The sequence below is a fragment of the Kineosporiaceae bacterium SCSIO 59966 genome (assembly GCA_020881835.1).
GTDB lineage: Bacteria > Actinomycetota > Actinomycetes > Actinomycetales > SCSIO-59966 > SCSIO-59966.
On the sequence record CP052876.1, the window covers coordinates 1,120,474 to 1,145,491 of the forward strand.

Below are 25,018 nucleotides of genomic sequence, written 5' to 3' on the forward strand. Positions count from 1 at the left end.
GACTGAGTGGTTGAGGCGCCGATGCCCCTCCGGCACGACCTGCCGGAGGGGCAGCGGGCACTCCCGGGCTTGTGAGGGCGCCCGGGCGGTCCGCTCAGCCGCGCAGCACGGCGTACAGCCAGACCCCGCCGGCGAGTAGGGCGGAGGTGAGCTCGACGAGGACGGCGAGGCCGACGGCACGCAGGGCGATGACGGTCGAGCGCCAGGCGACCGTCCTGTCCGGCAGCCGGACCAGCTCGGCGAGGTACAGGGCACCGACGAAGAACAGCACGAGGCCGACGACGGGCACGAGGAAGAAGCCTGGGATCGCGGCCAGCCCGGCGATGACGAGACTGCGCCGGGGCACTCCCGAGGACGTCATGTGGCGGGCCGCGAGGTAGTACTCGAGGACCTGGCCGACCGCGAGGACCAGGACGACGGTCGCGAGCGTCACCCAGGCGGTCGTGGTCTGGACGACGAGGGCCCAGACGAGGACGGCGGCCCCGACGAGCAGCGTGCCGGGCAGGACCGGGACGACAGTCCCGACGATCCCCACGACGATTGCCAGACCGACGAGGACGGTCAGGTCCTCGGCGAACGGCATCACGGCCGCCCTGGAAACGACGCGGCCCGCCGACACGGGGTCGGCGGGCCGTTGAGGCGGTCGGGGGTCAGCGTTCCTGGTCCGCGGCCGGCGCCGGGGCGCCGGCGAGGCGGTGGGACTCGTCGTGGATGTCGGCCGCGGCCTCCTGCAGCCGCGGGGTGTGCTCGCGTCCGTGGTGGGCGCAGAAAAGCAGCTCGCCCCCGGAGCTCAGTCGCACGCGGACGTACGCCTGGGCGCCGCAGCGGTCGCAGCGGTCCGCGGCGGTGAGCGGGGTTGTCGCCAGTGCAGCGGTCACGTCGTCCCTTTCGCTGGTGCTCGTGCCGTACGTCAGGTCCAACAGTGAACCACCCGCCTGGCGTTCCCGCGCGCAGCGTGGCCGAAGGTTCGCTCTCCGCGAAGCCGGTCGGTCCGGCCGGGACCTCGTGCCCCGTCGGTCGGGCGCGCCTCGGCGGACCTGTCCGGGCCCCGAACTACCCTTGGCCCGTGCCCGCCGCCTCGACCGACCGCAAGAGCCCCCGCAGGGCTGCCGCCGACGCGAACAGCTACACCGCCCGCCACCTGTCCGTGCTCGAGGGGCTCGAGGCGGTGCGAAAGCGACCCGGGATGTACATCGGGTCGACCGACTCCCGCGGTCTCATGCACTGCCTGTGGGAGATCATCGACAACTCCGTCGACGAGGCGCTGGACCAGCACGCCGAGCGGATCGACGTCGTCCTGCACGGTGACGGCTCCGTCGAGGTCCGTGACGACGGCCGCGGCATCCCGGTGGACGCCGAACCCAAGACCGGCCTGTCCGGCGTCGAGGTGGTCTTCACCAAGCTGCACGCCGGCGGCAAGTTCGGCGGCGGGTCCTACGCGGCGTCCGGAGGCCTGCACGGGGTCGGCGCCAGCGTGGTCAACGCCCTGTCCGCCCGCCTGGACGTCGAGGTGGACCGGGGCGGCAGGACGTACGCGATGAGCTTCCGGCGCGGGGAGCCCGGTGTCTTCGACGACTCCGCAGGCCGGGGCCCGGACTCGCCCTTCACTCCCTTCACCGAGACCTCCGAGCTGCGCGTCGTCGGCAAGGTCCGCCGTGGGGTCAGCGGCACCCGGGTCCGGTACTGGGCCGACCAGCAGGTCTTCCTCAAGGACGCCACCTTCTCCTACGACGAGCTGGTCACGCGGGCCCGGCAGACCTCCTTCCTCGTCCCTGGGCTCACCCTCGTCGTCCGGGACGAGCGTCGGCTGCCGGGCACCCCCGGGGAGAACGGTCCGGTCGAGGAGGTCTTCCGCCATGACGGCGGCATCTCCGAGTTCGTCGAGCACCTGGCCACCGATCCGCCGGTCACCGACGTCTGGCGGCTGCACGGCACGGGCACCTTCCGGGAGACCGTGCCCGTGCTGGACGCCCTGGGTCACCTCGAGCCGACCGAGGTGGAGCGGGAGTGCGTGGTCGACATCGCGCTGCGCTGGGGCACCGGGTACGACACCGAGGTCCGCAGCTTCGTCAACATCATCGCCACCCCCAAGGGCGGCACCCACCTCGCCGGGTTCGAGCAGGCGCTGGTCAAGACCTTCCGCAAGGTTGTCGAGGCCAACGCCCGGCGTCTCAAGGCCGGCAACGACAAGCTGGAGAAGGACGACGTCCTCGCCGGCCTGACCGCGGTGCTCACCGTCCGGCTCGCGGAGCCGCAGTTCGAGGGTCAGACGAAGGAGGTGCTCGGCACCTCCGCCGTGCGCGGGATCGTGGCACGCGTGGTGGAGGACCAGCTGGGGGGCCTGCTCACCTCCACCCGCCGGGGCGAGAAGCAGCAGGCCGGCCTCGTCCTCGAGAAGGTCGTCGCCGAGATGAAGTCGCGGATCAGCGCGCGACTGCACAAGGAGACCCAGCGCCGCAAGAACGCCCTGGAGACGTCGTCCCTGCCGGCCAAGCTCGCCGACTGCCGCACCGACGACGTCGCCCGCAGCGAGTTGTTCATCGTCGAGGGGGACAGTGCCCTCGGCACGGCCAAGCTGGCCCGCTCAAGTGACTTCCAGGCCCTGCTGCCGATCCGCGGCAAGATCCTCAACGTCCAGAAGGCGTCCGTGACGGACATGCTCAAGAACGCCGAGTGCGCCTCCATCATCCAGGTCGTCGGGGCCGGCTCCGGCCGCAGCTTCGACCTCGGGGCCGCCCGGTACGGCAAGATCATCATCCTGGCCGACGCGGACGTCGACGGCGCCCACATCCGGACGCTTCTGATCACTCTGTTCTTCCGGTACATGCGGCCGCTCGTGGAGGCCGGGCGGCTCTACGCCGCTGTTCCGCCACTTCACCGGGTGGAGGTGATCGGCAGCGGCCGGGCGCGCAACGAGTACCTCTACACCTACTCGGAGGCGGAGCTGGACAAGGTCATCCGCTCCCTGGAGCGCCGTAACCGCAGGTACAAGGAGCCGATCCAGCGGTACAAGGGCCTCGGGGAGATGGACGCCGACCAGCTCGCCGAGACCACGATGGACCCGCGCCACCGCACTCTGCGGCGGATCAACGTGGGGGACGCCGAGGCCGCCGAGCGGGTCTTCGAGCTGCTCATGGGCAACGACGTCGCACCACGTAAGGACTTCATCGTCGCGGGGGCCGCTGGGCTCAACCGCGACCGTATCGACGTCTGAGGCCGGGCGCCGCCGTCCCGTACCCGACCAGCCGAGACACCCCCGTTCGTGATCTGCCGGAAATCCCCTCTCGGTGATCATGCAGTCCCGCCACCCACCGGCCACCGTCCGGCTCACAGAGTGCTGGGTTGGTGGCGCGACACGCCGGCCAGGCTGTGCCGAGCGCAGCATTCTGTGGTCGAGGCGCGGCAGGGTGGCGGGACTGCATGATCACGGAGGGGGTTGTGGGGCTGATCACCGAGGGGCGGTGGCGACGGGGCCGCCGACGGCGTGCACCGGCTGCGGCAGCGGCGTGCCGGACCCGTCGCGGCGTCCGGTGGGCTCCGGCAGTGGCACCGGCGCCCCGGCGGACGACGTCGCGCGGGCCGGGGCGGGTCCCGCCCATGCCAGCAGCAGCACGTCCTCACCCCGCAGGAACCGGTGGCAGCGGACGCCGCCGGTGCCGCGGCCCTTGGCGGGGTACTCGGCGAAGGGGGTCACCTTGGCGGTGCCGGGCTCCGTGCCCGGCAGTGCCGCCGACGACCCGGCCACGGTGACGACGACCGCGTCGGCGTCCGGCGCCACGGCCCCGAACCAGGCGACCCGGGCGTCGTCGGCGACTCGGATCCCCGCCACCCCGCCGCCGCCGCGGCCCTGCGGCCGGACGACGTCGGCGGGGAAGTGCAGCAGCTGGGCGTCGGTGGTGACGAGCACGAGGTGCTCCGCGCCGGTGCCGAGCTCAACTGCCCCGACGACCTCGTCGCCGTCCTTGAGGGCGACGACCTCCCACGCGTCCCGGCTGGCGGGGTAGTCCGGGACCACCCGCTTGACGACGCCCCGGGCGGTGCCCAGGGCCAGTCCGCTCGAGCCGGCGTCCAGGGAGCAGACGGTCAGTGGCAGCTCGCCGGGCTCCAGAGCGACGAACTCGCTGACCGGTGCCCCGCCGGACAGCGACGGCGGGCCGGCGGTCGGCGGCAGGGCGGGGGTGTCGACGACCCCCATCCGCAGCATCCGGCCGCGGTTGGTGACGACGGCGACCTCGCCGCGTGCGGTGGTGCGCACAGCGGCCACGACGACGTCGTGGGCCGCGCGCTCGGTGACGGTGCCGGCGGGCAGCGGCTCGTCGGTGGCGGTGCGGGCCAGCAGACCGGTCCCGGACAGCAGCACCCAGCACGGGTCGTCGGTCACCTCCAGCGGCGCGGCGGACGCGGCGGCCGACTGCCCCGACCCCTCGAGCAGGACGGTCCGCCGTGGGGTGCCGTGGTTGCGGGCCACCTCGGCGAGCTCCTGGCTCACCACGGTGCGCAGGAGCGCCTCGTCACCGAGGATCTCGGTCAGCTCGGCGATCTCCTTGGCCAGCTGGTCCCGCTCGGCCTCCAGCTCGACCCGGGAGAACTTCGTCAACCGCCGCAGCCGCAGCTCGAGGATGTACTCGGCCTGCGGCTGGGACAGGTCGAAGACCTCCATCAGCCGGGTGCGGGCGACGTCCGCGTCGTCGGAGGAGCGGATCACCTGGATCACCTCGTCGATGTCCAGGATGGCCACGAGCAGGCCCTCGACGAGGTGCAGCCGCTCCTGCCGCCGTCCCAGCCGGTAGGAGCTGCGCCGGCGGACGACGTCGAGCCGGTGGTCGACGTACACCTCGAGCAGCTCGCGCAGCCCCAGCGTTCGCGGCTGGCCGTCGACGAGGCACACGTTGTTGATCCCGAAGGAGTCCTCCATCGGGGTGAGCCGGTAGAGCTGCTCGAGGACCGCGTCGGGGTTGAAACCGGTCTTCACCTCGATGACGAGCCGCAGGCCGTGGGAGCGGTCGGTGAGGTCCGTGACTGCCGAGACGCCCTGGAGCCTCTTCGCCTGGACGGCCTCCTTGATCTTCTCGATCACCTTCTCGGGGCCGACGCCGTACGGCAGCTCGGTGACGACGATCCCCTTGCGCCGAGGTGTGACGTTCTCGATCCGGGTGGTCGCACGGGTGCGGAACGACCCGCGACCGGTCGCGTAGGCCTCCCGGACCCCCTCGAGCCCGACGATCTTGCCGCCGGACGGCAGGTCCGGGCCGGGCACGAACCGCATGAGGTCCTCGAGGGACGCGTCCGGGTGGTCGACGAGGTGACGGGCGGCGTTGACCACCTCGACGAGGTTGTGCGGCGCCATGTTCGTCGCCATGCCCACGGCGATCCCGCTCGCCCCGTTGACGAGCAGGTTGGGGAAGGCTGCGGGCAGCACCTCTGGCTGGGTCAGCTGGTTGTCGTAGTTGGGGACGAAGTCGACGACGTCCTCGCCGAGGTCCGCCGTCATGAGCATCGCGGCGGGCGCCAGCCGAGCCTCGGTGTACCGGGGGGCCGCCGGGCCGGCGTCCAGGGAGCCGAAGTTGCCGTGCCCGTCGACGAGCGGCACGCGCAGCGAGAACGGCTGCGCCATCCGGACCAGCGCGTCGTAGATCGCGGCGTCGCCGTGCGGGTGAAGCTTGCCCATCACCTCGCCGACCACCCGGGCGCTCTTGACGTGCCCGCGGTCCGGGCGCAGGCCCATGTCCGCCATCTGGAACAGGATCCGCCGCTGGACCGGCTTGAGCCCGTCGCGGGCGTCCGGCAGCGCCCGCGAGTAGATCACCGAGTACGCGTACTCGAGGAACGAGGTCTCCATCTCCGAGCCGACGTCGATGTCGACGATCGACTCCTCGAAGTCCTCGGGCGGTGGAGGGGTGCTGGACGCGCGACGGGCCATGGCGGCCATTGTCGCCGGAGCGTTCCCGTGGTCGCAGGGGGCGCGCCGGGGTCTGTCCACCCGCCAGGGTGGCGTTCAGCCGCAGAACCTGCGGACGACGTCCGCGAGGGCCGCCGTGAACCGGTCCAGCTGGTCGAGGTCCAGCCACTCGTCGGCGGCGTGCAGCCCCCCGCCGGACGGCCCGCACACCAGCGTCGGCACCCCGGCCGCCTGCCACAAAGCGGACTCCATCCAGTAGGGCGCACCGGCGCGTGCCGGTCCAGCGCCCTGACGGCCGAGCGCGTCCTCGAGGAGCCCGAGCAGCCGCTCGGTGGCCGGCGACCCGTCGGCCTGCCACGCTTCGCGGGCGAGCACGAGCCTGGCCCGAGCGTCCACGGTCGGGTCCTGTTCCCGCAGCGCCGCGAGCAGGGCCTGCACCTCCTCCAGCGCCACCGCCGAGGGCTCCCCAGGGACCGTCCGCCGCTCGATCGTCGCGGTCGCCGACCCGGCCAGCACGAACGGTGACGTCCCGCCGGAGGCGACGGTGGCCATGAGCGACCCCGCCCCTGCCAGGGGGTGGGGGGCTGCCGCGGCGACCCGGCCGTCCGCGGCCTCCACGGCGGCCAGCAGCCGGCCCAGGTGGGTGACCGCGTTGACTCCCAGCCCGGGCTGCGAGGAGTGCGCGGCCCGTCCGGTGAGCTCCACCTCGACCACGGCGTAGCCACGGTGGGCGACGACGACGTCGAGCCCGGTCGGCTCGGCCACCAGGCAGGCGTCGGGCAGCTCGCCGCGGTCGGTCAGGTGGCGGATCACCGCCTCGGTGCCGACGCTGGCGTGCTCCTCGTCGGTCACGAGGGCGAGCACGACGTCCCCCGGTACGCCGGCCCGGACGGCGGTCTCCGCGGCGACGACCATGCCGGCCACCCCGCCCTTCATGTCCGCGGCGCCGCGACCCCTGAGCCGGTTCCCCTCGACCCTGGCGCCGAAGGGGTCGGCCATGCCGTCGACGCCGACGGTGTCGAGGTGCCCGTTGAGGAGCAGTCGCGGCCCGCCGCCCCGGCCCCGGTGGACGGCGAGCAGGCTCGGCCGGCCGCCGGCGTCGATGACGTCCACCGCGAACCCGGCCTGCTGCAGCCGGTCGCCGAGCATCTTGGCGACCGCGGACTCGCCGGCGGCCCCCGGGACGAGCGCGGGGTTCACCGAGTCGGTCGCGACGAGCCGGACGGCGAGGTCGAGGACAGCCTGCCGCGCCGGTGCCGCGAGACCGGCCCCGGACGCCGCCGACCGCGAGCGGGACGTCATGCCACCACCTGCAGCGTGCCCAGCGTGGGGTCGGCGGCGTAGGCGATTCGGGCGCCCGCGGCGTGGGCCGTGCGCAGCGCGTCGAGTGCCTCGGCCGTGACGAGCTCGCCGGGGGCGAGCACTGGCACGCCCGGCGGGTACGGGGCCACCAGCTCGGCGCTCACCCGCCCGACGGCGTCCGGGGCCGGCACCGTGCGGTGCGGCGCGAAGAAGGCGTCCCGGGGCGTGAGGACGGTGGGGGCCGTCACCGACCACGCCGCCGACGGCAGCGGCTGGCGCGGCGGCCCGACCGGGAGCGCGGCGACCGCGTCCAGGACGGCGGTGACGAGCCGGTCGACGGTGCCCTCGTCGTCCGCGACCGTCACCACCGGGACCAGGGTGTCGCGGTCCGCCATCTCGACCGGCACCCCGGCGGCGACCAGCCGCTCCTCGACGTCGAAGCCGCTCACGCCGGCGCCTGCCAGCAGGACGACGAGCCGGGTGGGGTCGGTCCGGGGTCCGGCGAGCACCTGCAGCCCGTGACGGCCGTCGAGACGGTCGTGCGCCAGCGTGACGAGGCGCAGGACCTGGTCCAGCAGCCGGGTGCCGTGGCCCGCGAGCAAGGCACGGGCGGCGTCGGTGCTGGCCAGCACCGCCCCGGCCGGGCTCGTCGTGGCCGTCGCCTCCACCGCCCGGTCCAGCCGGTCGGCGTCCAGCCGGTCGGTGCAGGCCAGGACGAGCGCAGCCTGCGAGTAGGCCGGCAGCATCTTGTGCGCGCTCGTCACGAACGCGTCCGCGCCCTGTGCCAGGGCGTGCGCCGGCAGGGACGGGTGGAACCCGTGGTGCGCCCCCCACGCGGCGTCGACGACCAACGGCACCCCGCGCTCGTGCGCTGCCTCGGCCAGTGCTGCGACGTCGCCGCAGCCGCCGACGTAGGAGGGGTCCCCGACCAGGACGGCCCGCGCGTCCGGTCGGGTCCGCAGCGCCTGCCGGACGGCGTCCGCCGGCACGCCGCCGGGCAGCCCGGTCCGTGGGTCCAGGTCCGGTCGAACCCAGATCGGCTCGAGCCCGGCCAGCACGAGTCCCAGGAGCATCGAGCGGTGCAGGGTCCGGGAGACCACGACGGCGTCCCCGGGACGGCCGACCGCCAGGGCGAGCGCCTGGTTGCCGTGGGTCGACCCGCCGACCGAGAACCGGCACACGTCCGCGTCCCACAGCGCCGCGGCTCGCTGCTCGGCGTCGGCGAGCACCCCGGCGCGCAGCCGGACCGTGTCCAGCCCGCCGTACAGCGGCACGTCCCCGGCCACCACGCTGCCGACAAGGTCCGTGCGCCGCTTGTGGCCCGGGATCGTGAACGGGGCCGAGCCGTCGTGCGTGGCGGCGAGGTAGGCGTCGAGCAGCGGCGCGTCCCCGCGCAGGGCGAGCGGGTCACGCGGGTCGGTGTCCTCAACCAGGAGCGCCACCCACGCCAGCATAGGCAGACCGGTGTCGGACGTGCCCCGCGCGCGCCGTCCGGGCCCTTTTCAGCATCGCTAACGTCGCTCGGGAGCCCGGCCCGGCGAACGGGACCACGGCCCAGGCGATCCGCCGTCGCCCCGACCAGACTCTCGACTCCGTGCGGTTTTCCTGTGCCGTGCAGGAGTCGCGTAGGTCCACCGGGCCGCCGGCGAGGGTGTCCCGGTAGTCCACCAGTAGCTGCACGCCAGGGGAGAAGTCGGCCAGCGACTCGTCGTAGGCGGTCTTGAAGTGGAAGGCTGATCCACCGGCGTGCAGGGCGGTCTGCATCGCGGCCTCTCCCATGGCCGTACGTAGCGACCGGATCTCCAGCCTGCCCTCTGCTGCGAAGGCCGCGCACACCTCGCGGAAGAAGGCCGTGTCACCGGATCGCGCCGCCAGCGCTGTCCCTGCCCGGCCCTTCCACCCGGCTGACTCCAGGGCCAGGAACCGGTCGACAGCACCGGGGTCGGTGCTCACGTCGACCACCTGAACCGGGCCGAGCTCCCGGTCCATCGCTCGCCGCGCTCGTCGCGCGCGGCGGGCGGTCGAGCCCCCTCGGCCCGCGTTCGCGGGGTCGCCGCGGACCAGCACGGCCCGCTCGTGCTCCTCCCACCGCACGACTTGCCCACCGAGCCCGGCCACGGCCTCTTCCAGCGCCGCCGCCAGCGGCCCGGCGTCCCCGAGGTCCTCGACCGACCACAGCAGCGCCCCGCGACGGGCTCGCCATGGGGTGCGCAGCAGCGCCTGCAGCGCCGGGACGGTGGCATCGGCTGCCACGAGCGGTGAGCCGATCAGCAGGTACGGGTGGACCCACGTCGAGAGCACCGGTACCGGCGCCCGGCGGGAGAAGGTGGCGGGGCGCACCGGGTGGCAGGCCAACCACCGGCTGTCGTGCTCGACGACGAGCAGCCGCAGCCGGTCGCCGCCGGGCAGGTGGCGGACAGCCGGCAGCACGGCTCCTGGCTCGTGGCAGGGACTCGGCTCGACGGCCGCGCTCGCCAGCTGCCGCCAGCGCTGCAGGTCGGCGTCGGTGAGCCGTGCCGGGTCGAGCAGCCGACCGGGCGCCGGTCCGGCTTCAGCTCCGCGCACGGCGTAGCACCTCCAGCACCTCCCGAGCAGTGGACCGGCCCGCGACAGCCAGTCCGACGGCGCCCCCGGCCAGCCCGGCTGCGACCGTCGCGGCGAGCGCCCCGGCGCCGGGGTCCATCACCAGCCGAACCGGCAGCGCCAGGGCGAGGACCCCCACGGACACCGCCAGGGCCGGCATCATTGCCCGGGCGCTGTCCCGCCACGACGTGCCGACGAGCCGGTTCGCCACGACGAGCCGCACCGCGGTGTACAGGACGGCTGAGACGATGTGCACCGCCGCGACCGCCGTGATCCCGTGGCGGACGAGCGCGAGGAACGCCGCGAGCTCGGTGACGGCGAAGGCGACGTCGAGCCGCAGCAGAAGACCTGGCCGGCCCAGCGCGGGGAAGATGTCGCCGCTGGCGAAGCCGATCGCGTGCACCCCGGCCGCCAGGGCGAGCAGCGCCGTCGCCGGGACGGCAGGGGCCCACTGCTGCGACAGCAGCACCGGGACGGCGTCTCGCGCGACCAGGGCCAGTCCGATCCCGGTGGGGAACCCGAAGAGGGTGAGCAGCCGCAACGCGGTGAGCATCGAGCCGGCGAACCCCTCGGCGCCGGCCCGGCGGGCCCGGGAGTACCAGGGCAGCGCGATGCTCGAGAAGATCCAGTAGAGGTTCTCGATCAGCAGCTCCGGCAGGCGGTAGGCCATCGTGTAGTACCCCAGCTCTTGCGGGCCGAGCACGCGGCCGACTACGAGGTAGTCGGCGTTCGAGGACGCCACCGCCACCGTCTGCACCGCCACGATCGCCACGCCGAAGCGGAGCAGGGCGCCCGCCGCGGTACGATCGAGGGTAAACGCGGGACGCAGCCTGACCAGTAGCCAGTTGACGACGGTGCCCGCGGTCTCTCCGGCCAGCAGGCCGATGACCAGCGCCCACACTCCCAGGCCGCTCAGCGCCAGCCCGACGGAGACCAGGAGCCGGGTGACGGCCCTGGCGGCCTCGGCCACGGCGCGTCGGCGGAAGTCGAGGTCCCGGCGCAGGACGGCGTCGTGCACCTGACCGAGCGCCCGGATCAGCAGGTACAGGCCGATAGCCCGGAACACGCCGTCCTCGTCGGGCACCCGGAAGAATCCGGCGATCGCCGGGGCGGCCAGGACGAACGCAGCGGTCAGCACGATCGCGACCAGGAGGTTGACGGTGAATGCGGTCTGCACCCGCCGAGTGATCCCCTCCTCCTGCTCGTAGACCACGGCGGACCCGACCCCCAGGTCCAGACCGATCTCGATGAGGGCGATCACCGCCATGGCGGCGGCGACGACACCGAAGTGCTCCGGGACGAGGAGCCGGGCCAGCACGAGGGTGGCGACGAAGGTTGCGAGCTTGCTGGTTCCGAACGCGAAACCTGCCCACAGAAAGCTGGACACGGCCGAGCGCTCCGCCGTCGCGGTCACCGTCGGTCCCAACCGGTCAGACGCCCGAGCGCCCAGTGGACGGTCCGCCACGTCGGCCGCACGACGAGGAGCCGGACGTCGCAGCGTGTCCGTGTGCTGTACTCGGCCTTGTAGTCCTCGTCACCGCGCAGCAGGTCGTACTCGCGCCGGCCCTCGCGGGCAGCGGCGAGGATCGTCTGACACATTGCCGTCCGGCCGGGCGCGTGGCCGTGCTCAGGGGAGAACCCGCTCTGGTAGCTGAAGGCCCGGTCGTCCAGGAGCAACATGTACTCCACTGCGGCGACGGCCTCGTCGACGACGAGCCGGCCGAGCCTGGCGAGCCCCGACGCCATGAGCCGCGGGACGACGAGGTGGTGGAAGGTGCGCAGTGCCGGGGTGGCGAACACCTGGGACGCGGCGCCGAAGCGTGCCGTATGCAGTCGGATCAGCGTGTCGAGCAACGGGGCGGCACGGCCCGGGTCGGTCACGAGGTCGAAGCCACCACCGGAGCGCCAGGCGCGTCGCATGCCGCGTCGCGAGCGTCGCTGCAGCATCTCCAACACGGCCGGTGCCGACTCGCCGACGAGGTCGACGACCGGGACCGGCTCGATCTCGTGGCGGAGCAGCAGCGCGGTGGGGGTGCGCCGCGTCCCGGCGGTCAGCGCCGAGGCGAGCGCGCCCTCCCCGTCCAGACCTGCCATCTCGGTGACGTCCCACCCGGTGCCACGGCGCAGGTACTCGGTAACGGCTTCGGCGACCTGCTCGCGTCGCGGCGCCACCGCGACGACGTCGAGGTGATCGGGGTCCAGGACGCCGCTGCCAGCCGCCTCCAGCCGGCGCAGTTTTCCTGGCTCCCCGCCCAGTTGGACCGGGAACAGCCCGATGGGGGCTCCGCCGTCCCGGACGACGAGGACGCGGGCGCGGCGGCTCAGTTCCGGGACGTCGGCGAACGCAGAGAACCACTCCCAGGTGAGGAACGGCGTGCCGACCCCCTGAGCGTCCTGCAGCGACCGCCACACGCCTGCCAGTGCCCGGTCGTCCGCACGGCGCGACTCGACGGTCGTCGTCCTGCCGGTCACGTGCAGCGACAGCATCCAGCCCCCTCGGTCCCCGGACTCCGACGCTAACCAGCCCCAGGCGCCCGAGGTGGGCGGTTCTGCGAAACCCGTGCTGGGTGATCTGCCTGGAACCGCGCCAGGGGGCACACTGCCGCCGTGCGCAACCGGGCTCTTACCTCTGTCGAGACGGCCGCGGTCGACGCCGTGGACGCCGATGGCCTCGTGGCGGACCTGCGGGCCGCGGTGGCCATCCCCAGTACCGGCGGCAGTCGTGCGGAGTGCGACGTGCAGGCGTGGGCGGCGGCGCGGCTCGCCGAGCTGGGGGCGGACGTCGACCACTGGCGGCTGGACCTGGCTGCCCTGCGCGCGGCCGACGGCTACCCGGGCGAGGAGGTGCGCCGGGACGAGGCCTGGGGCTGCGTCGGCACGGTGTCGGCGGGCCGGGCCGAGGAGCCGGCACTGGTCCTCGCCGGGCACCTCGACGTCGTCCCGCCCGGTGACGGTGACCTCTGGGTGGGCGGGGACCCGTGGACCCTGCGGGAGACGGACGGCCGGCTGCACGGGCGTGGCGCCTGCGACATGAAGGGTGGCGTCGTGGCCGTCCTGGGAGCCGTCGCTGCGCTGTGCCGCGCCGGCGTCCGGCTGCGGCGGCCCCTCGCCGTCCACGCCGTGGTCGGGGAGGAGGACGGCGGCCTGGGCACGTTCGCCACCCTGGCCCGGGGCCACCGCGGCCGCGCCTGCGTCATCGCCGAGCCGACCGCAGGGGACCTGCTCGTCGCCAACGCCGGCGCACTGACCTTCCGGGTCGAGGTGGCGGGTCACGCGGCCCACGGCGCCACCCGCACCCTCGGGGTGTCCGCCCTCGAGGCGTTCCTGCCGGTGCTCGACGCCCTGCGCGACCTGGAGGCCCGACGCAACGCCGTCCTTCCTGCGGGCTTCGGGCACCTCGACCTCGCCGCTCCCATCTCGGTCGGCACCGTGCGGGCCGGGGACTGGCCCAGCACGGTGCCGGACCGGCTGGTCGCCGAGGGGCGCTTCGGCGTCCTGCCCGGGGAGGCCGTCGAGCAGGCTCGCCAGGAGCTCGAGGCGGCCGTCGCGGCGGCCTGCGCGGACGACGACTGGCTGGCCGAGCACCCGGCCCGGGTCACGTGGTCGGGCGGGCAGTTCGCTCCCGGCGAGCTGCCGGCTGGTGACCCGCTGGCGGACGACGTCGCGGGCTGCCTCGTCGGTCTGGGCGTCCGCGCGCCCGAGCGGGTCGGCGCCCCGTACGGGTCGGACCTGCGGCTCTACGCCGGCGCCGGCATCCCCACCCTGCAGTACGGGCCCGGCGACATCTCCTGTGCCCACACGGTCGACGAGCACGTCGCGGAGGCAGACCTCGTGACGGCCGCCCGGGCCTACGCGCTGCTGGCCATCCGGCGGTGCGGCATCGTGAGCGACTGACGTCCGCGTGGGTGGCGGGATTGCATGAACGCCTCATGGCCGCTGGCGGCCACCCCGAGAGATGAAAACAGGCCGTGGTGGCCATGGCAGCCCACGTCGGGTCAGGCGCCTCGGCCACAGAATGCTGCGTTCGGCGCATCTTGGCCGGCGTGTCGCGCCAGCAACCCAGCATTCTGGGATCGGGCGGTGGGGCTGGGTGGCGGGACTGCATGATCACGAGTGGGTCGTGCGGGGTGGCGGGACTGCATGATCACGGAGGGGGGGTTTTCGACTGATCACGGAGGGGGTGGGGTGCCGAAGCGGCCGACGTGGGTGACCTCGTGAACGGGGCGGCGGCCGCGGCGCAGGCTGGGGGAGCGGCGGTCCGGCGCGGGGTAGCCCACGCTCACCACGCCGACCGGGCGCCGTGAGTCCGGCACGCCGAACGCCTCCCGGAACCGCTCGACCTGCCGGGGCCCGCCGACCCCGAAGAAGCAGCTGCCCAGGCCGGCGTCGGTGGCCGTGAGCAGCATGAGCAGCGCCGCCATCCCGGTGTCCACGTCCCAGTAGGGCACCGGCCAGCGCGCCTCGTCCCGGTCCGTCCACCCCTTGTCCGGCTCGGCGTACCGGTCGAGGTAGGCGTCACGGTGGCTCAGGCACACCACGAGCAGCGGAGCGGTCCGCATCCCGCGCAGCCAGGAGTCCGGCTCGGCGTCCGGGTCGGTGGTGGCCCGCCAGTACCGTTCCCTGTCCGCCGGGTCGGCCAGCACGAGGAAGTCCCAGCCCTGGGTGAAACCGGCGCTCGGCGCCCGCACCGCAGCCTGCAGCAGGCGGTCGACGACCTCCGGCGGCACTGGTCGGGTCGGGTCGTAGGCGCGGACCATCCGGCGACGGCGGATGACCTCGGCGAGCTCCATCCCGGCAACCTCCCAGCGGTACCGCGGCCGGTCAACGACGCGCTCGCCCTACTCTGACACCATGGCGGAGGACCCGAGCGTGACCTACCCGGCGCACTGGGAGGCCGACATCGTCCTGCGGGACGGCGGGACGGCTCACCTGCGCCCGATCACCCCGCAGGACGCCGAGGCGCTCCAGCGGTTTCACATGGCCCAGTCGGCGGAGTCGACCTACCTGCGGTTCTTCGCCCCCCTGCCGCAGCTGTCCGACAAGGACCTGCGCAGGTTCACCCACGTCGACCACCGCGACCGGGTCGCGCTGATCGCCCTCGTCGGCGACGACATCATCGGGGTCGGCCGGTACGAGCGGCTCGACGAGCGGCAGGCCGAGGTCGCGTTCAACGTCGCCGACGCCCACCAGGGCCGTGGACTGGGGTCGGTGCTGCTCGAGCACCTCGCAGTGGCCGCACGAGAGAACGGGATCCACCGGTTCGTCGCCGAGGTGCTGCCCCAGAACCGCAAGATGGTCACCGTCTTCCAGGAGGCGGGTTACGAGGTCACCCACCACTTCGAGGAGGGCGTGATCTCCCTGGCCTTCGACATCGACCCCACCGACCGCTCGCTCGCGGTGATGGAGGCGCGCGAGCACCGGGCCGAGGCGAACAGCCTGGCGGCGCTGCTCAGCCCGCGCAGCGTCGTCGTCGTCGGCGCCAGCCGGGAGCCCGACTCGATCGGCGCCCGGGTCCTTCAGCACCTCGTCGACAGCGGGTTCACCGGGCCGGTCCTGGCGGTCAACCCCGAGGCGTTTGAGCTGCACGGCGTCCAGTCCTACGCCCACGTCCGCGAGGTCCCCGGCCCGGTCGACCTCGCCGTCGTCGTCGTCCCCGCCGAGTCCGTCGTCGAGGTGGTGCGGGAGTGCGCCGGCATCGGCGTCAAGGGCGTCGTCGTGATCTCCAGCGGCTTTGCCGAGGTCGGCGCCGAGGGGCTGGCGCGCCAGCGCGAGGTGGTCCGGGTGGCGCGGGCCAACGGGATGCGCGTGGTGGGACCGAACTCCTTCGGCGTCCTCAACACCGACCCACAGGTCCGGCTCAACGCGTCCCTGGCCCCGATGTGGCCGCCCGCCGGCCGGCTCGGCCTGTTCAGCCAGTCCGGTGCCCTGAGCGTCGCGGTGCTGTCCTCGGCTGCCCGCCGGGGGCTGGGGGTGTCGAGCTTCGTGTCCGCCGGCAACCGCGCCGACGTGTCGGGCAACGACTGCATGCAGTACTGGGAGGAGGACCCGGCCACGGCCGTGGTCGGCCTGTACCTGGAGAGCATCGGCAACCCGCGCAAGTTCTCCCGGATCGCCCGGCGGCTGTCGCGCAGCAAGCCGGTCGTCGTGCTGAAGTCCGGGATCAGCGGGTACGGGGTGCCGCCCGGCCACGCGGTGCGCACCAGCCGGGCACCGAGGGAGGCCCTCGACGCGATGCTCCGCCAGGCGGGCGTCGTCCGGGTGGAGAACCTGCACCAGCTGTTCGACGTCGCCCAGATGCTCGTCCACCAGCCGCTGCCCTCCGGCGACCGGATCGGCGTCGTCGGGAACTCCGACGCGCTGGCCGCGCTGGTCGCGGACGCCGCCACCAGCTGGGGGCTCGAGATCGGGGCACCGCCGGTGCTCGTGCACCCCGAGGCCGGCGTCGAGGAGTTCCGCGGGGCGCTCGAGCAGGTGTATGCCGACGACCGGCTCGACGCCGTCGTCGTCTGCTTCATCCCACCGCTGGGCACCGTGGACGTCGAGATCGTCCGCGTCCTGCAGCAGGTCGCCGCTGCCTCCCAGCGGCCGACGGTGGCCTGCCTGCTGGGGATGCGCGGTGTCACCGACGCCGTCGTCGGGATGAACAGCCCCGGCTACGAGCCGGCGGTGGAGCGCGCGGTGCCCGCCTACCCCACCCCGGAGGACGCGGTGCGTGCCCTGGTCGCCGCCGTCCGGCACGCGCAGTGGCGGCGCCGGCCGATCGGCACCAGGGTCGACCCGCCCGGGATCGACCGGGCCGCGGCCCGGGACCTGGTGGAGAAGCGGCTCGCCGGGGTCGAGCACCCGGCCGGCGTCCGGCTCGCGCCGGCCGACGTCGAGGCCCTGCTCGGGTACTACGGCGTGCGGCTGTGGCCGACCGAGTACGTGCGCACCGGCGCCGAGGCCGTCGCGGCGGCAGACCGGCTCGGCTGGCCGGTCGCGCTGAAGACCACCGACGAGCGGCTGCGGCACCGCGCCGAGCTCGGCGGGGTCCGCCTCGGCATCGACAACCCCTACGAGCTGCGCGGCCACGTCGAGGAGATGCGGGAGATCGCCGGCGAGGAGACGCTGCTCGTCGTCCAGCGGATGGCCGGCCCGGGCGTCGCCTGCGTCGTCCGGACGATGGAGGACGCCCTGTTCGGACCGATCGTGTCCTTCGGCCTGGCCGGTGACGCCTCGGACCTTCTCGGTGACGTCGCCCACCGGATCCCGCCGCTGACCGACGTCGACGTCGACGACCTGGTCCGTTCCGTGCGGGCCGCTCCGCGGCTGACCGGCTACCGCGGCTCGCCGGCCGTCGACCTCGAGGCCCTGCGCGACGTCGTCGCCCGGGTGTCCTGCCTGGCCGACGACCTGCCCGAGGTCGCCGACCTCGAGCTGAACCCCGTCATGGTGTGCCGGCGCGGCCTGGCCGTGGCCGGCGCGACCGCCCGGCTGGCGACGCCCGCCGGCCGTGCCGACGCCGGACGGCGGGTGCTGTCCGGGTGAGGTGGGAGGATGACAGCCATGCGTGACCGTCGCCCACCCGCCGCCGCGTCGACCGTTCCCCTGCCCCAGCGGCTGCGCACGGAGATCGAGCGCGCCGGCTACTACCCGGCGTTCGTCGAGGACGTCGTGGCGACCGCCGTCGCCGGTGAGGAGGTCGTCGCCCACCTCGTGCACCCGGAGACCACCTTCGACAGCACCGAGGTCCGCCGGCACGTCACCGTCCTGGTCGTCACCCCCACCCGGCTCATCGCCGCCCACGCCGACGACCACGGCCCGGACGAGTCCTCCCCGACGGTCTACGCCTCGGCGTCCACCGAGGCCGTCCCGCTGGACCGGGTGACCTCCGTGGTCCTCTCGCACGTCGTCGCCGACCCGGCCCGGCACCGCCCCGGGGACGCCGCCCGTGAGCTGACGCTGACCCTCGGCTGGGGGTCGGTGCAGCACATCGACCTGGAGCCTGCGGGCTGCTCAGACCCGCAGTGCGAGGCCGACCACGGCTACACCGGGACGATGGCCGGAGACGACATCTCGGTCCGGGTGAGCGCCGGCGCCGAGGGCACGGACGCCGTGGCGGGGGCGCTGGAGTTCGCCCGGGTGCTGTCCTCGATGACCCGCCCCGCGTGAGCCGGGACGCGCTGCCCCCCGTCTCCGGGACCCTCGCCGACGTGCTGCCCGCCGCGGCGGCGGCCCTGGGACTGCCCCAGCGTGCGACCCCGCTGCGGCTGCCGGACGCGGCCCGAGTGGTCGTCGTCCTCGTGGACGGGCTCGGGGAGCGTCTGCTGGCGGAGCGGGCGGGTCACGCCCCCTTCCTCGGCGGGCTGCTGGCCGACGGGCACGTGCTGGCGTGCGGCTACCCCTCGACCACCGCCACGTCGATGGGCTCGTTCGGCACCGGCCTGTCCAGCGGCACCCACGGCATGGTCGGCTACCAGGTGCGTCTGCCCGGCACCGACCGGCTGCTCAACGAGCTGTCCTGGGAGGACGGCCCGGACCCGCGGACCTGGCAGCCCCAGGAGACCGTTCTCGAGCACCTCGTCGCGCGGGGTGCCGCCGTCACCCGGATCGGTCCGGCGTTCTTCGACGGCTCCGGGCTCACGGAGGCGACCCTGCGCGGTGGCCGGTTCGCCGCCGCGGAGTCCCTCGACGAGCGGGTGGAGGCCGCCTTGGCGGCTCTGCGCGGACCTGCGCCCTCGCTGGTCTACCTGTACTGGGGTGACGTCGACAAGGTCGGGCACGTGCGAGGCTGCACGTCCTGGGAGTGGGGGGAGGAGCTCGCCGCCGTGGACCTCGCGGTCCGCAGGCTTGCCGCCCGGGCACCCGCCGACACTCTCGTCCTGGTCACTGCCGACCACGGGATGGTCGACGTGCCCGCCGGTGCCCGCACCGACCTCGCCCAGGACGCCGAGCTGGCAGACGGCGTCCTGCTCACCGGCGGCGAGCCGCGGGCGCCGATGCTGTACACCCGGGACGGCGCGGCCGACGACGTCCTGGCCACCTGGCGGTCACGGCTGGGCAGCACCGTGGAGGTGGTGAGCCGGGAGCAGGCCGTCGAGGACGGCTGGTTCGGTCCGGTCGCCGACCACGTGCTGCCCCGGATCGGCGACGTCGTCGCGGCGGCCGTCGCACCGGTGTCCGTGCACGACTCGCGCTGTCAGCGACCCGAGCTGGCCAAGCTCGTCGGCATGCACGGCGGCCGTACCCCCGCGGAGACCCGGGTGCCGCTGCTCGTCGTCCCCGGCCGCCGTCTCGGCTGAGCCCTCGGGCAGGATGGACGCCCGTGGCCGAGCTCGTGTTCTTCTCCGGGACGATGGACTGCGGCAAGTCGACGCTGGCCCTGCAGCTCGACCACAACCACGCCGTCCGCGGCCGGGACGGGATCGTCTTCACCCGCGACGACCGGGCCGGGCAGAACGTCCTGTCCAGCCGCCTCGGGCTGGCCCGGCAGGCCGTCGAGGTCACCGACGGCACCGACTTCTGGGCCACCGTCGTCGACGCCCGGACCCACGGGCGCCGGGTGGACTACCTCGTCTGCGACGAGGCGCAGTTCTACACCCCCGCCCAGGTCGAGCAGCTGGCCCGCCTCGTCGACGACATGGGCGTCGACGTCTTCGCGTTCGGCATCACGACGGACTTCCGCAGCCAGCTGTTCCCCGGCTCGCGCCGCCTGATCGAGCTCGCCGACCGGGTGAAGGTGCTGCAGGTGGAGGCGCTGTGCTGGTGCGGTGCCCGAGCCACCCACAACGCCCGCACCGTGGACGGCGTCATGGTGGTCGAGGGTGAGCAGGTCGTCGTCGGGGACGTGGGGGACCGCAGCGGGGTGGTCTCCTACGAGACCCTCTGCCGCCGTCACCACATGCGCCGGATGAGCGCCGCCACGGCACGGGCCGCCACGGTGTCCCCGGACGTGCTGCCGTTCTCCTGAGCGTCTCGGCTCAGTCCCGTTTGGCGCCGAAGACGATCTCGTCCCAGCTGGGCACAGCGGGACGCCGGCCGCGGCGTGGCCGCCCCGCCGGGCCCGCGGGGGCGCTGGCCGTCGGCTGCTCAGCCTCGGCGACGGAGTCGGAGCCGGCGTCTGAGCTGACGGCGGTGGCGGTGCGTGCGTCGTCCTCGGTGCCCGCCTCGAGGTGCAGGTCCCGGCCCTCGTCGCCAGGAGAGGCCTGCGGCAGGGCCAGCAGCTCGGCGTCCGCGAGCTCCTCCGGCCGGGACGCCGGGGGGTGCGCGGCCGGAGGCAGCCCGCCGCCGTCGACGTCCTCGGCGTCGTCAGCGTCGTCAGCGGCGTCATCGTCGTCGTCGAGCGGCAGCACCGGCTGACGCCGACCCCGCCGCTCCCGCAGGGCGTCGAGCAGGTCCAGCGTGCGGGCCCGCTCATCGCTCTCGGACGCGGTCTGGGCCTCCTCGGGGCCGCTGGCACGGGAGTGCGCGGCGGGGACCGCCGGCGCGGGTGAGCTCCGGCGCGACCGGCCCGCGGGGCGCACCCCGCCGTCGGCCTCGACGTCGTAGACGTGCTCGACCGCGGCCAGCCGGCGACCGCCGGGCCGGGGCCCGGGGTCGCCCGCGGCGGGCGCGCTGAGCCAGCGTGCCTCGTCGTCCAGTGGCTCCAGGTGGCTTGCCGCGACGTCGTAGGCCCACTGGGCGATGCGGTCCTTGGTGCCGGCGCGGAAGGCGACCTGGACCGTCCACGTGGAGCCTTGCGCGCGCCAGGCGTCCCACACGGCGGCGGCGGCGTCGACGCCCCGGCCGGTGAGCCGCTCGGTGACGAGGTCCCCGAACGGCGGGCGGTGCGCCACCTGCCGGGCCGGTACGCGGCGGGCGCGGTCCGCGACGTGCTCGCGCTCGGCCAGCACCGGCCCCTCGTAGCGGCGGACGTGCTCCAGGGGCAGCCCCGAGGTGGCCGCGACGTCCTCGGCGCTCTCCCCGGCGCGGATCCGGGCCTGGATGTCCCGCGGCCGCAGCGCGCCGCCCATCTCGATCTGCAGCTGGCCCAGACGGGCTCGGTCCCGGCGGACCGCGGCGCGCAGCGGCTCGTCGATGCGCAGCCGGAACCGCTCACCGTCGGCGCCGGTCAGCACCAGGTGCTCGCCGTCGTCGTGGACACCGACGAGCCTCAGGTCGTGCATGGGGACTACCTCCGCCCGAGGGACTCTCTCGCCCGCTGACTCTGCCACCTCCCGGGCGGTCGGGAGAAGGTGGCGCGCCGGAGGAGTGCCACCGTCCTCGAACGACCCCGACGGGCCGCGCCACGGTCGTGCTGGGACGATGGGCACCGTGAACCACGGTCCGTACGACGCCCTGCTCCTGATGTCCTTCGGCGGCCCGGAGGGGCCCGAGGACGTCCTCCCCTTCCTGGAGAACGTCACCCGCGGCCGCGGCATCCCACGGGAGCGGCTCGCCGAGGTGGGCGAGCACTACCTCGCGTTCGGGGGACGCAGCCCGATCAACGACCAGAACCGGGCGCTGCTCGCGGCGCTGCGCGCGGAGCTCGACCGTCGCGGGGTCGAGCTGCCGGTCTACTGGGGGAACCGGAACTGGGCCCCCTACCTGGTCGACGCGCTGCGCCAGGCCCACCAGGACGGCGCCCGCCGGGTGCTCATGATCGCCACCAGCGCGTACGCGTCCTACTCCGGCTGCCGGCAGTACCGGGAGGACGTCGCCCGGGCGCTGACCGCGCTCGCCGGTGAGGGCCGCACGATGCGGGTGGACAAGCTGCGGCACTACTTCAACCACCCGGGTTTCGTCGCCGCCAACGTGGACCGGGTCGAGGCCGCCGTCCGACGCCTCACCGAGCGGGTGGACGCCGACGACCTGCGGCTGGTGCTCGTCACCCACTCCGTCCCCGAGGCCATGGCAGACACCGCAGGTCCTGCGGGCGGGGCCTACGTCGCCCAGCACGAGGACGTCGCCGCGACGGTCGCCGCCGAGGTCTCGGCCCGGGTCGGCCGGGACCTGCCGTGGACGCTCGTCTACTGCTCTCGCTCCGGGCCGCCGACGCAGCCGTGGCTCGAGCCGGACGTCAACGACCACCTCCGCGAGCTCGCCGCCGCGGGCGTCGACGGTGTCGTGCTGGCACCGATCGGGTTCGTCAGCGACCACATGGAAGTGGTCTACGACCTCGACACGGAGGCAGCCGCGACCGCCGGCGAGCTCGGCCTGCCGGTCGAGCGGGCCGCCACCGCCGGCACCGCCGCTGAGTTCGTCGCCGGCCTGGTCGACCTCGTCCTGGAGCGGGTCGCCGTCGAGGCGGGCGGCGTCGTGGAGCGGCCCACCGTCGGCAGCCTGCCGCCCTCCCACGACGTGTGCCCGGTCGGCTGCTGCCGCAACCTGCGCGCCCCCGGCACTCCCGCCGCGTGCGGCGCCGACTGGGTGCCACCGGAGCCGGTCGGGGCTGTCGTCCCGTGACCAGCGACGCCGTCGAGGTCCGTGCGCTGGTCCGGCTCGCCGAGCGGGCCGCCCGGGCGGCCGGTGACCTCGTCCGCCAGCGGCCGGCGTCGGTGACGGTGGCGGCGACGAAGTCCAGCCCGACCGACGTCGTCACCGAGATGGACACCGCCGCCGAGGCCCGGCTCACCGAGGTGCTGCTCGGTGAGCGACCGGACGACGGGCTGCTCGGCGAGGAGAGCGGGCTGCGGGCCGGCAGCAGCGGGGTCACCTGGGTGGTCGACCCGATCGACGGCACGGTCAACTACCTCTACGGCATCCCGGCCTACGCGGTGAGTGTGGCCGCCGTGACCGGTGACCCCGACCCGGCACGCTGGCGGCAGCTGGCCGCCTGCGTGCACAACCCGGTGACGGGGGAGACGTGGACCGCTGCCCTCGGGCAGGGCGCCGCCCTGGACGGCGTTCCGGTGCGCGTCACCCAGGGCGTGCGACTCGACCGGGCCCTCGTGGGGACCGGGTTCGGCTACACCGTCGAAGGCCGTCGGAAACAGGCCCGGGTGGTCGCGGACCTGCTGCCGCGGATCCGGGACGTGCGGCGCGCCGGGGCGGCGTCGCTCGACCTGTGCTCGGTGGCCTGCGGCCGGCTCGACGCCTACTACGAGCAGGGCCTGCGCCCGTGGGACCTCGCCGCCGGTGGACTGGTCGCCGCCGAGGCAGGAGCACTCGTCACCGGCACCGACGGTCGTCCCGCCGGGGAGGCGATGGTGGTGGCCGGTTCGCCGCCGCTGGCGCGGGCCCTGGTGGCCGAGCTCGAACGGCTGGGAGCCGGCAGGGTCACACGCTGACGTCCGGGCGGGCGGCACCAGTGCCCGGGAGCTCGACGACGTCGTCCTCGTCCGTTGCGGTGAGCCGGGCGACGTCCTCGTCCAGGCCGGGGACCTCCAGGTCGTGCTCGGCGGCGAGCCGCGCGAGCGACTCCAGTGCGCCGGCATGCACCCCGACGAGGTAGTCGTCGCCGGTGGCCTGCGCCTCGGCCAGCGACTGGCGGGTCTCCTGCACCCGCTCGCTCACCTCGCTCGCGAACTCGCTCATGACACCTCCTCGACGTCCTCACCTGTTCGTGCTGCTGTGCGTCCTCGTGCCGATGTCCTGCCGATGTCGTGCCGCCCACGACGATAGACGGCCCCGGCGACCGGATCGGAACGCGATGGTGGACGACGGGTTGCCGGCGAGTGCCTCGCCGCCCTCCTGCCCCGCCGGTGACCTGCGTGGACGCTCTGCCCCGGCGGGCCCCGTGTGGGATGCGTCACGGGGCGGTCGACCGGTGCTGGGAGGTCCCGGGACGCCCGGCTGCGCGTCGGTCGACGAGGTAGGGCACAATCCCGCGCGCCGCGGGCACAAAGCCGCCGCCCGCGACGTTAGGCACATCGCCCCACCCGATGCCGCAGATCCGGAGCGTGACCCACCGATGGCAACCGACTACGACGCACCGCGCAAGACCGACGACGAGCTCAACGAGGACTCCCTCGAGGAGCTCAAGGCGCGTCGTACCGACAAGAACTCCGGCAAGGTCGACGAGGACGAGGCCGAGGCCGCCGAGGGCTTCGAGCTGCCCGGTGCCGACCTGTCGAACGAGGAGCTGTCGGTCCGGGTGCTACCGCGCCAGGCTGACGAGTTCACCTGCTCCCGCTGCTTCCTCGTCCACCACCGCAGCCAGCTGGCCGCGGAGAAGGACGGTCAGCTCATCTGCGCCGAGTGCGCATGAGCGCGTCGATCAGCTCCTCGGGCCGGCGGGTCGAGACCAACCAGTACGGGGTCGGGTCCTCCGGGTCCTCCAGCGGCACCCGGACCACGGCGTCCACCCAGCCGCGCAGCAGCAGGTAGGCCCGGGCGTCCAGCCGCGGCCCGCGCTCCTGGCGGGCCTCCTCCCCGGTGAAGGCCTGAGGTGTTCCCAGCAGCGCCAGGGGCACCCGGGCCGGGCCGGCCTCCAGGACGTCGTCGGTGACCCGCACCCGCGGTGCGGTCGCGGCGAGCAGGGCGGCCACGACCACCGCGGCGAGCACCCCGAGGCCGACGGCGGCCGCCGTCCCGAACGGCACGGCGGCGATGCCGGCGCCGAGCCCCAGGCCGGGTGCGAGCAGCCAGGTCGCCGGGCTGGGCCAGAGACGCTCGTCGAACTGCGTGGTCGAGGGCGGCGGGGTCGGCACCGCACCAGCCTGGCACGCCGCCGTCTGCCGGGGCGCGGGTAGGGTCGGCCACCGTGACCGCTGCGGACGTCGAGGTGCTCCTGCACCGCCTGGACCCCGACCTGCCCGTCCCGGCCCGGGCGCACCCGGGGGACGCCGGGGTGGACCTGCGTACCCGCGTCGACGTCGAGCTGGCACCGGGCCGGCGGGTGACCGTGCCGACCGGCGTCGCGCTCGCGCTGCCGGCCGGCTACGCCGCGTTCGTGCACCCGCGCTCGGGGCTGGCGGCGCGCCACGGGGTCACCGTGCTCAACGGCCCCGGCACCGTCGACGCGGGGTACCGTGGGGAGATCCTGGTCACTCTGGTCAACACTGACGATGAGCGGACGGTCGTCCTGCGGCGCGGCGACCGGGTCGCCCAGCTGGTCGTGCAGCGCGTCGCCGACGTGCGGTTCGTGGCGGTGGACCGGTTGCCCGGCTCCGCCCGGGGAGCCGGGGGGCACGGTTCGACCGGCGGGCTGAGCGCCGAGGCGTCGCCGGCCACGGCGACGGGCACGACGGCCACCGTAGCCACGACGGCGACGGGCACGACGGCGAGCGGGACCACTGGGACGGAGACGACGACAGGAGGGGACGGCGGGTGAGG

At 74.5% G+C, this 25,018-nt stretch carries 22 protein-coding genes; 10 read left to right on the forward strand and 12 right to left on the reverse strand.

Features of this window, described 5'->3' with window-relative positions; translation table 11 throughout:
• Positions 1 to 94 precede the first annotated feature (94 nt).
• Positions 95 to 583 carry a DUF456 domain-containing protein gene (locus tag HJG43_05325; protein UER54061.1) on the reverse strand — a complete coding sequence of 163 codons (489 nt, stop codon included), beginning with the start codon at positions 581 to 583 and terminating at the stop codon, positions 95 to 97.
• A 67-nt stretch (positions 584 to 650) separates the two neighbouring features.
• Positions 651 to 878, reverse strand: a complete 228-nt coding sequence (locus tag HJG43_05330) for a hypothetical protein (GenBank protein UER54062.1) — start codon at positions 876 to 878, stop codon at positions 651 to 653.
• Positions 879 to 1,066: 188 nt separating this feature from the next.
• Between HJG43_05330 and HJG43_05335 the strand changes: the two genes are divergently transcribed.
• Complete coding sequence (locus HJG43_05335; protein UER54063.1) at positions 1,067 to 3,214, forward strand: type IIA DNA topoisomerase subunit B; 2,148 nt, start codon at positions 1,067 to 1,069, stop codon at positions 3,212 to 3,214.
• A gap of 234 nt (positions 3,215 to 3,448) precedes the next feature.
• Here the strand turns inward: HJG43_05335 and HJG43_05340 are convergent, their stop codons facing one another.
• The 6 genes from HJG43_05340 to HJG43_05365 form a co-directional block, all read right to left on the reverse strand.
• Positions 3,449 to 5,920: a DNA topoisomerase IV subunit A gene (locus HJG43_05340; protein UER54064.1), complete on the reverse strand. Its 2,472-nt coding sequence runs from the start codon at positions 5,918 to 5,920 to the stop codon at positions 3,449 to 3,451.
• 75 nt (positions 5,921 to 5,995) lie between these two features.
• Complete coding sequence (locus HJG43_05345) at positions 5,996 to 7,201, reverse strand: M20/M25/M40 family metallo-hydrolase (protein ID UER54065.1); 1,206 nt, start codon at positions 7,199 to 7,201, stop codon at positions 5,996 to 5,998.
• Entirely contained in the window at positions 7,198 to 8,655 is a 1,458-nt protein-coding gene (locus HJG43_05350) for an aminotransferase class V-fold PLP-dependent enzyme (GenBank protein ID UER54066.1), read from the reverse strand. The genes HJG43_05345 and HJG43_05350 overlap by 4 nt, the downstream gene beginning before the upstream one ends.
• Positions 8,627 to 9,766: a GNAT family N-acetyltransferase gene (locus tag HJG43_05355; GenBank protein ID UER54067.1), complete on the reverse strand. Its 1,140-nt coding sequence runs from the start codon at positions 9,764 to 9,766 to the stop codon at positions 8,627 to 8,629. The genes HJG43_05350 and HJG43_05355 overlap by 29 nt, the downstream gene beginning before the upstream one ends.
• Entirely contained in the window at positions 9,753 to 11,198 is a 1,446-nt protein-coding gene (locus HJG43_05360; protein ID UER54068.1) for an oligosaccharide flippase family protein, read from the reverse strand. Before HJG43_05360 ends, HJG43_05355 begins: the two co-directional genes overlap by 14 nt.
• On the reverse strand, positions 11,195 to 12,271 hold the full coding sequence (locus HJG43_05365) for a GNAT family N-acetyltransferase (protein UER54069.1): 1,077 nt from the start codon (positions 12,269 to 12,271) through the stop codon (positions 11,195 to 11,197). Before HJG43_05365 ends, HJG43_05360 begins: the two co-directional genes overlap by 4 nt.
• A 120-nt stretch (positions 12,272 to 12,391) precedes the next feature.
• Between HJG43_05365 and HJG43_05370 the strand changes: the two genes are divergently transcribed.
• Positions 12,392 to 13,678, forward strand: coding sequence for an ArgE/DapE family deacylase (locus HJG43_05370; protein ID UER54070.1), 1,287 nt, complete (start codon positions 12,392 to 12,394; stop codon positions 13,676 to 13,678).
• Positions 13,679 to 13,953: 275 nt separating this feature from the next.
• On the opposite strand, the gene HJG43_05375 is transcribed toward HJG43_05370, so the two are convergent.
• Positions 13,954 to 14,574, reverse strand: a complete 621-nt coding sequence (locus tag HJG43_05375; GenBank protein ID UER54071.1) for a nitroreductase family protein — start codon at positions 14,572 to 14,574, stop codon at positions 13,954 to 13,956.
• A 61-nt stretch (positions 14,575 to 14,635) separates the two neighbouring features.
• Here HJG43_05375 and HJG43_05380 point away from each other — a divergent pair, with 61 nt between their 5' ends.
• From HJG43_05380 to HJG43_05395, 4 genes are read left to right on the forward strand one after another with little or no spacing between them, the layout of a single operon-like run.
• Positions 14,636 to 17,311: a GNAT family N-acetyltransferase gene (locus HJG43_05380; protein UER54072.1), complete on the forward strand. Its 2,676-nt coding sequence runs from the start codon at positions 14,636 to 14,638 to the stop codon at positions 17,309 to 17,311.
• An 18-nt stretch (positions 17,312 to 17,329) separates the two neighbouring features.
• A complete protein-coding gene (locus tag HJG43_05385) occupies positions 17,330 to 17,935 on the forward strand; it encodes a phosphodiesterase (GenBank protein UER55737.1) in 606 nt (201 codons plus the stop codon).
• On the forward strand, positions 17,932 to 19,065 hold the full coding sequence (locus tag HJG43_05390) for an alkaline phosphatase family protein (protein UER54073.1): 1,134 nt from the start codon (positions 17,932 to 17,934) through the stop codon (positions 19,063 to 19,065). The genes HJG43_05385 and HJG43_05390 overlap by 4 nt, the downstream gene beginning before the upstream one ends.
• 23 nt (positions 19,066 to 19,088) lie before the next feature.
• On the forward strand, positions 19,089 to 19,733 hold the full coding sequence (locus HJG43_05395) for a thymidine kinase (GenBank protein UER54074.1): 645 nt from the start codon (positions 19,089 to 19,091) through the stop codon (positions 19,731 to 19,733).
• A gap of 10 nt (positions 19,734 to 19,743) precedes the next feature.
• Here HJG43_05395 and HJG43_05400 read toward each other — a convergent pair whose 3' ends face one another.
• Positions 19,744 to 20,928, reverse strand: a complete 1,185-nt coding sequence (locus HJG43_05400; GenBank protein ID UER54075.1) for a DUF3071 domain-containing protein — start codon at positions 20,926 to 20,928, stop codon at positions 19,744 to 19,746.
• 139 nt (positions 20,929 to 21,067) lie between these two features.
• Here HJG43_05400 and HJG43_05405 point away from each other — a divergent pair, with 139 nt between their 5' ends.
• Together HJG43_05405 and HJG43_05410 are read left to right on the forward strand one after the other, a co-directional pair.
• Positions 21,068 to 22,207, forward strand: a complete 1,140-nt coding sequence (locus tag HJG43_05405; GenBank protein UER54076.1) for a ferrochelatase — start codon at positions 21,068 to 21,070, stop codon at positions 22,205 to 22,207.
• Positions 22,204 to 23,031 carry an inositol monophosphatase gene (locus HJG43_05410; GenBank protein UER54077.1) on the forward strand — a complete coding sequence of 276 codons (828 nt, stop codon included), beginning with the start codon at positions 22,204 to 22,206 and terminating at the stop codon, positions 23,029 to 23,031. The genes HJG43_05405 and HJG43_05410 overlap by 4 nt, the downstream gene beginning before the upstream one ends.
• On the opposite strand, the gene HJG43_05415 is transcribed toward HJG43_05410, so the two are convergent.
• Positions 23,021 to 23,278, reverse strand: a complete 258-nt coding sequence (locus HJG43_05415) for a hypothetical protein (protein UER53197.1) — start codon at positions 23,276 to 23,278, stop codon at positions 23,021 to 23,023. The genes HJG43_05410 and HJG43_05415 overlap by 11 nt on opposite strands.
• 376 nt (positions 23,279 to 23,654) lie before the next feature.
• Here HJG43_05415 and HJG43_05420 point away from each other — a divergent pair, with 376 nt between their 5' ends.
• Positions 23,655 to 23,951 (forward strand): DUF4193 domain-containing protein, encoded by a 297-nt coding sequence (locus tag HJG43_05420; GenBank protein ID UER54078.1) that lies wholly within the window; start codon positions 23,655 to 23,657, stop codon positions 23,949 to 23,951.
• Here HJG43_05420 and HJG43_05425 read toward each other — a convergent pair.
• Entirely contained in the window at positions 23,929 to 24,393 is a 465-nt protein-coding gene (locus tag HJG43_05425; GenBank protein ID UER54079.1) for a DUF3093 domain-containing protein, read from the reverse strand. The genes HJG43_05420 and HJG43_05425 overlap by 23 nt on opposite strands.
• Before the next feature lie 53 nt (positions 24,394 to 24,446).
• Between HJG43_05425 and dut the strand changes: the two genes are divergently transcribed.
• Positions 24,447 to 25,016, forward strand: a complete 570-nt coding sequence (gene dut / locus HJG43_05430) for a dUTP diphosphatase (GenBank protein ID UER54080.1) — start codon at positions 24,447 to 24,449, stop codon at positions 25,014 to 25,016.
• Positions 25,017 to 25,018: the final 2 nt, after the last annotated feature.

Excerpts from the sequence above, each read along its gene's own strand:
- HJG43_05405 (UER54076.1), top strand. The coding sequence starts at position 21,068 with ATGGGCACCGTGAACCACGGTCCGTACGACGCCCTGCTCCTGATGTCC.
- HJG43_05380 (UER54072.1), top strand. The coding sequence starts at position 14,636 with ATGGCGGAGGACCCGAGCGTGACCTACCCGGCGCACTGGGAGGCCGAC.
- HJG43_05385 (UER55737.1), top strand. The coding sequence starts at position 17,330 with ATGCGTGACCGTCGCCCACCCGCCGCCGCGTCGACCGTTCCCCTGCCC.
- HJG43_05345 (UER54065.1), bottom strand. The coding sequence starts at position 7,201 with ATGACGTCCCGCTCGCGGTCGGCGGCGTCCGGGGCCGGTCTCGCGGCA.
- HJG43_05350 (UER54066.1), bottom strand. The coding sequence starts at position 8,655 with ATGCTGGCGTGGGTGGCGCTCCTGGTTGAGGACACCGACCCGCGTGAC.
- HJG43_05365 (UER54069.1), bottom strand. The coding sequence starts at position 12,271 with ATGCTGTCGCTGCACGTGACCGGCAGGACGACGACCGTCGAGTCGCGC.
- HJG43_05375 (UER54071.1), bottom strand. The coding sequence starts at position 14,574 with ATGGAGCTCGCCGAGGTCATCCGCCGTCGCCGGATGGTCCGCGCCTAC.
- HJG43_05340 (UER54064.1), bottom strand. The coding sequence starts at position 5,920 with ATGGCCCGTCGCGCGTCCAGCACCCCTCCACCGCCCGAGGACTTCGAG.
- HJG43_05420 (UER54078.1), top strand. The coding sequence starts at position 23,655 with ATGGCAACCGACTACGACGCACCGCGCAAGACCGACGACGAGCTCAAC.
- HJG43_05325 (UER54061.1), bottom strand. The coding sequence starts at position 583 with ATGCCGTTCGCCGAGGACCTGACCGTCCTCGTCGGTCTGGCAATCGTC.
- HJG43_05415 (UER53197.1), bottom strand. The coding sequence starts at position 23,278 with ATGAGCGAGTTCGCGAGCGAGGTGAGCGAGCGGGTGCAGGAGACCCGC.
- HJG43_05400 (UER54075.1), bottom strand. The coding sequence starts at position 20,928 with ATGCACGACCTGAGGCTCGTCGGTGTCCACGACGACGGCGAGCACCTG.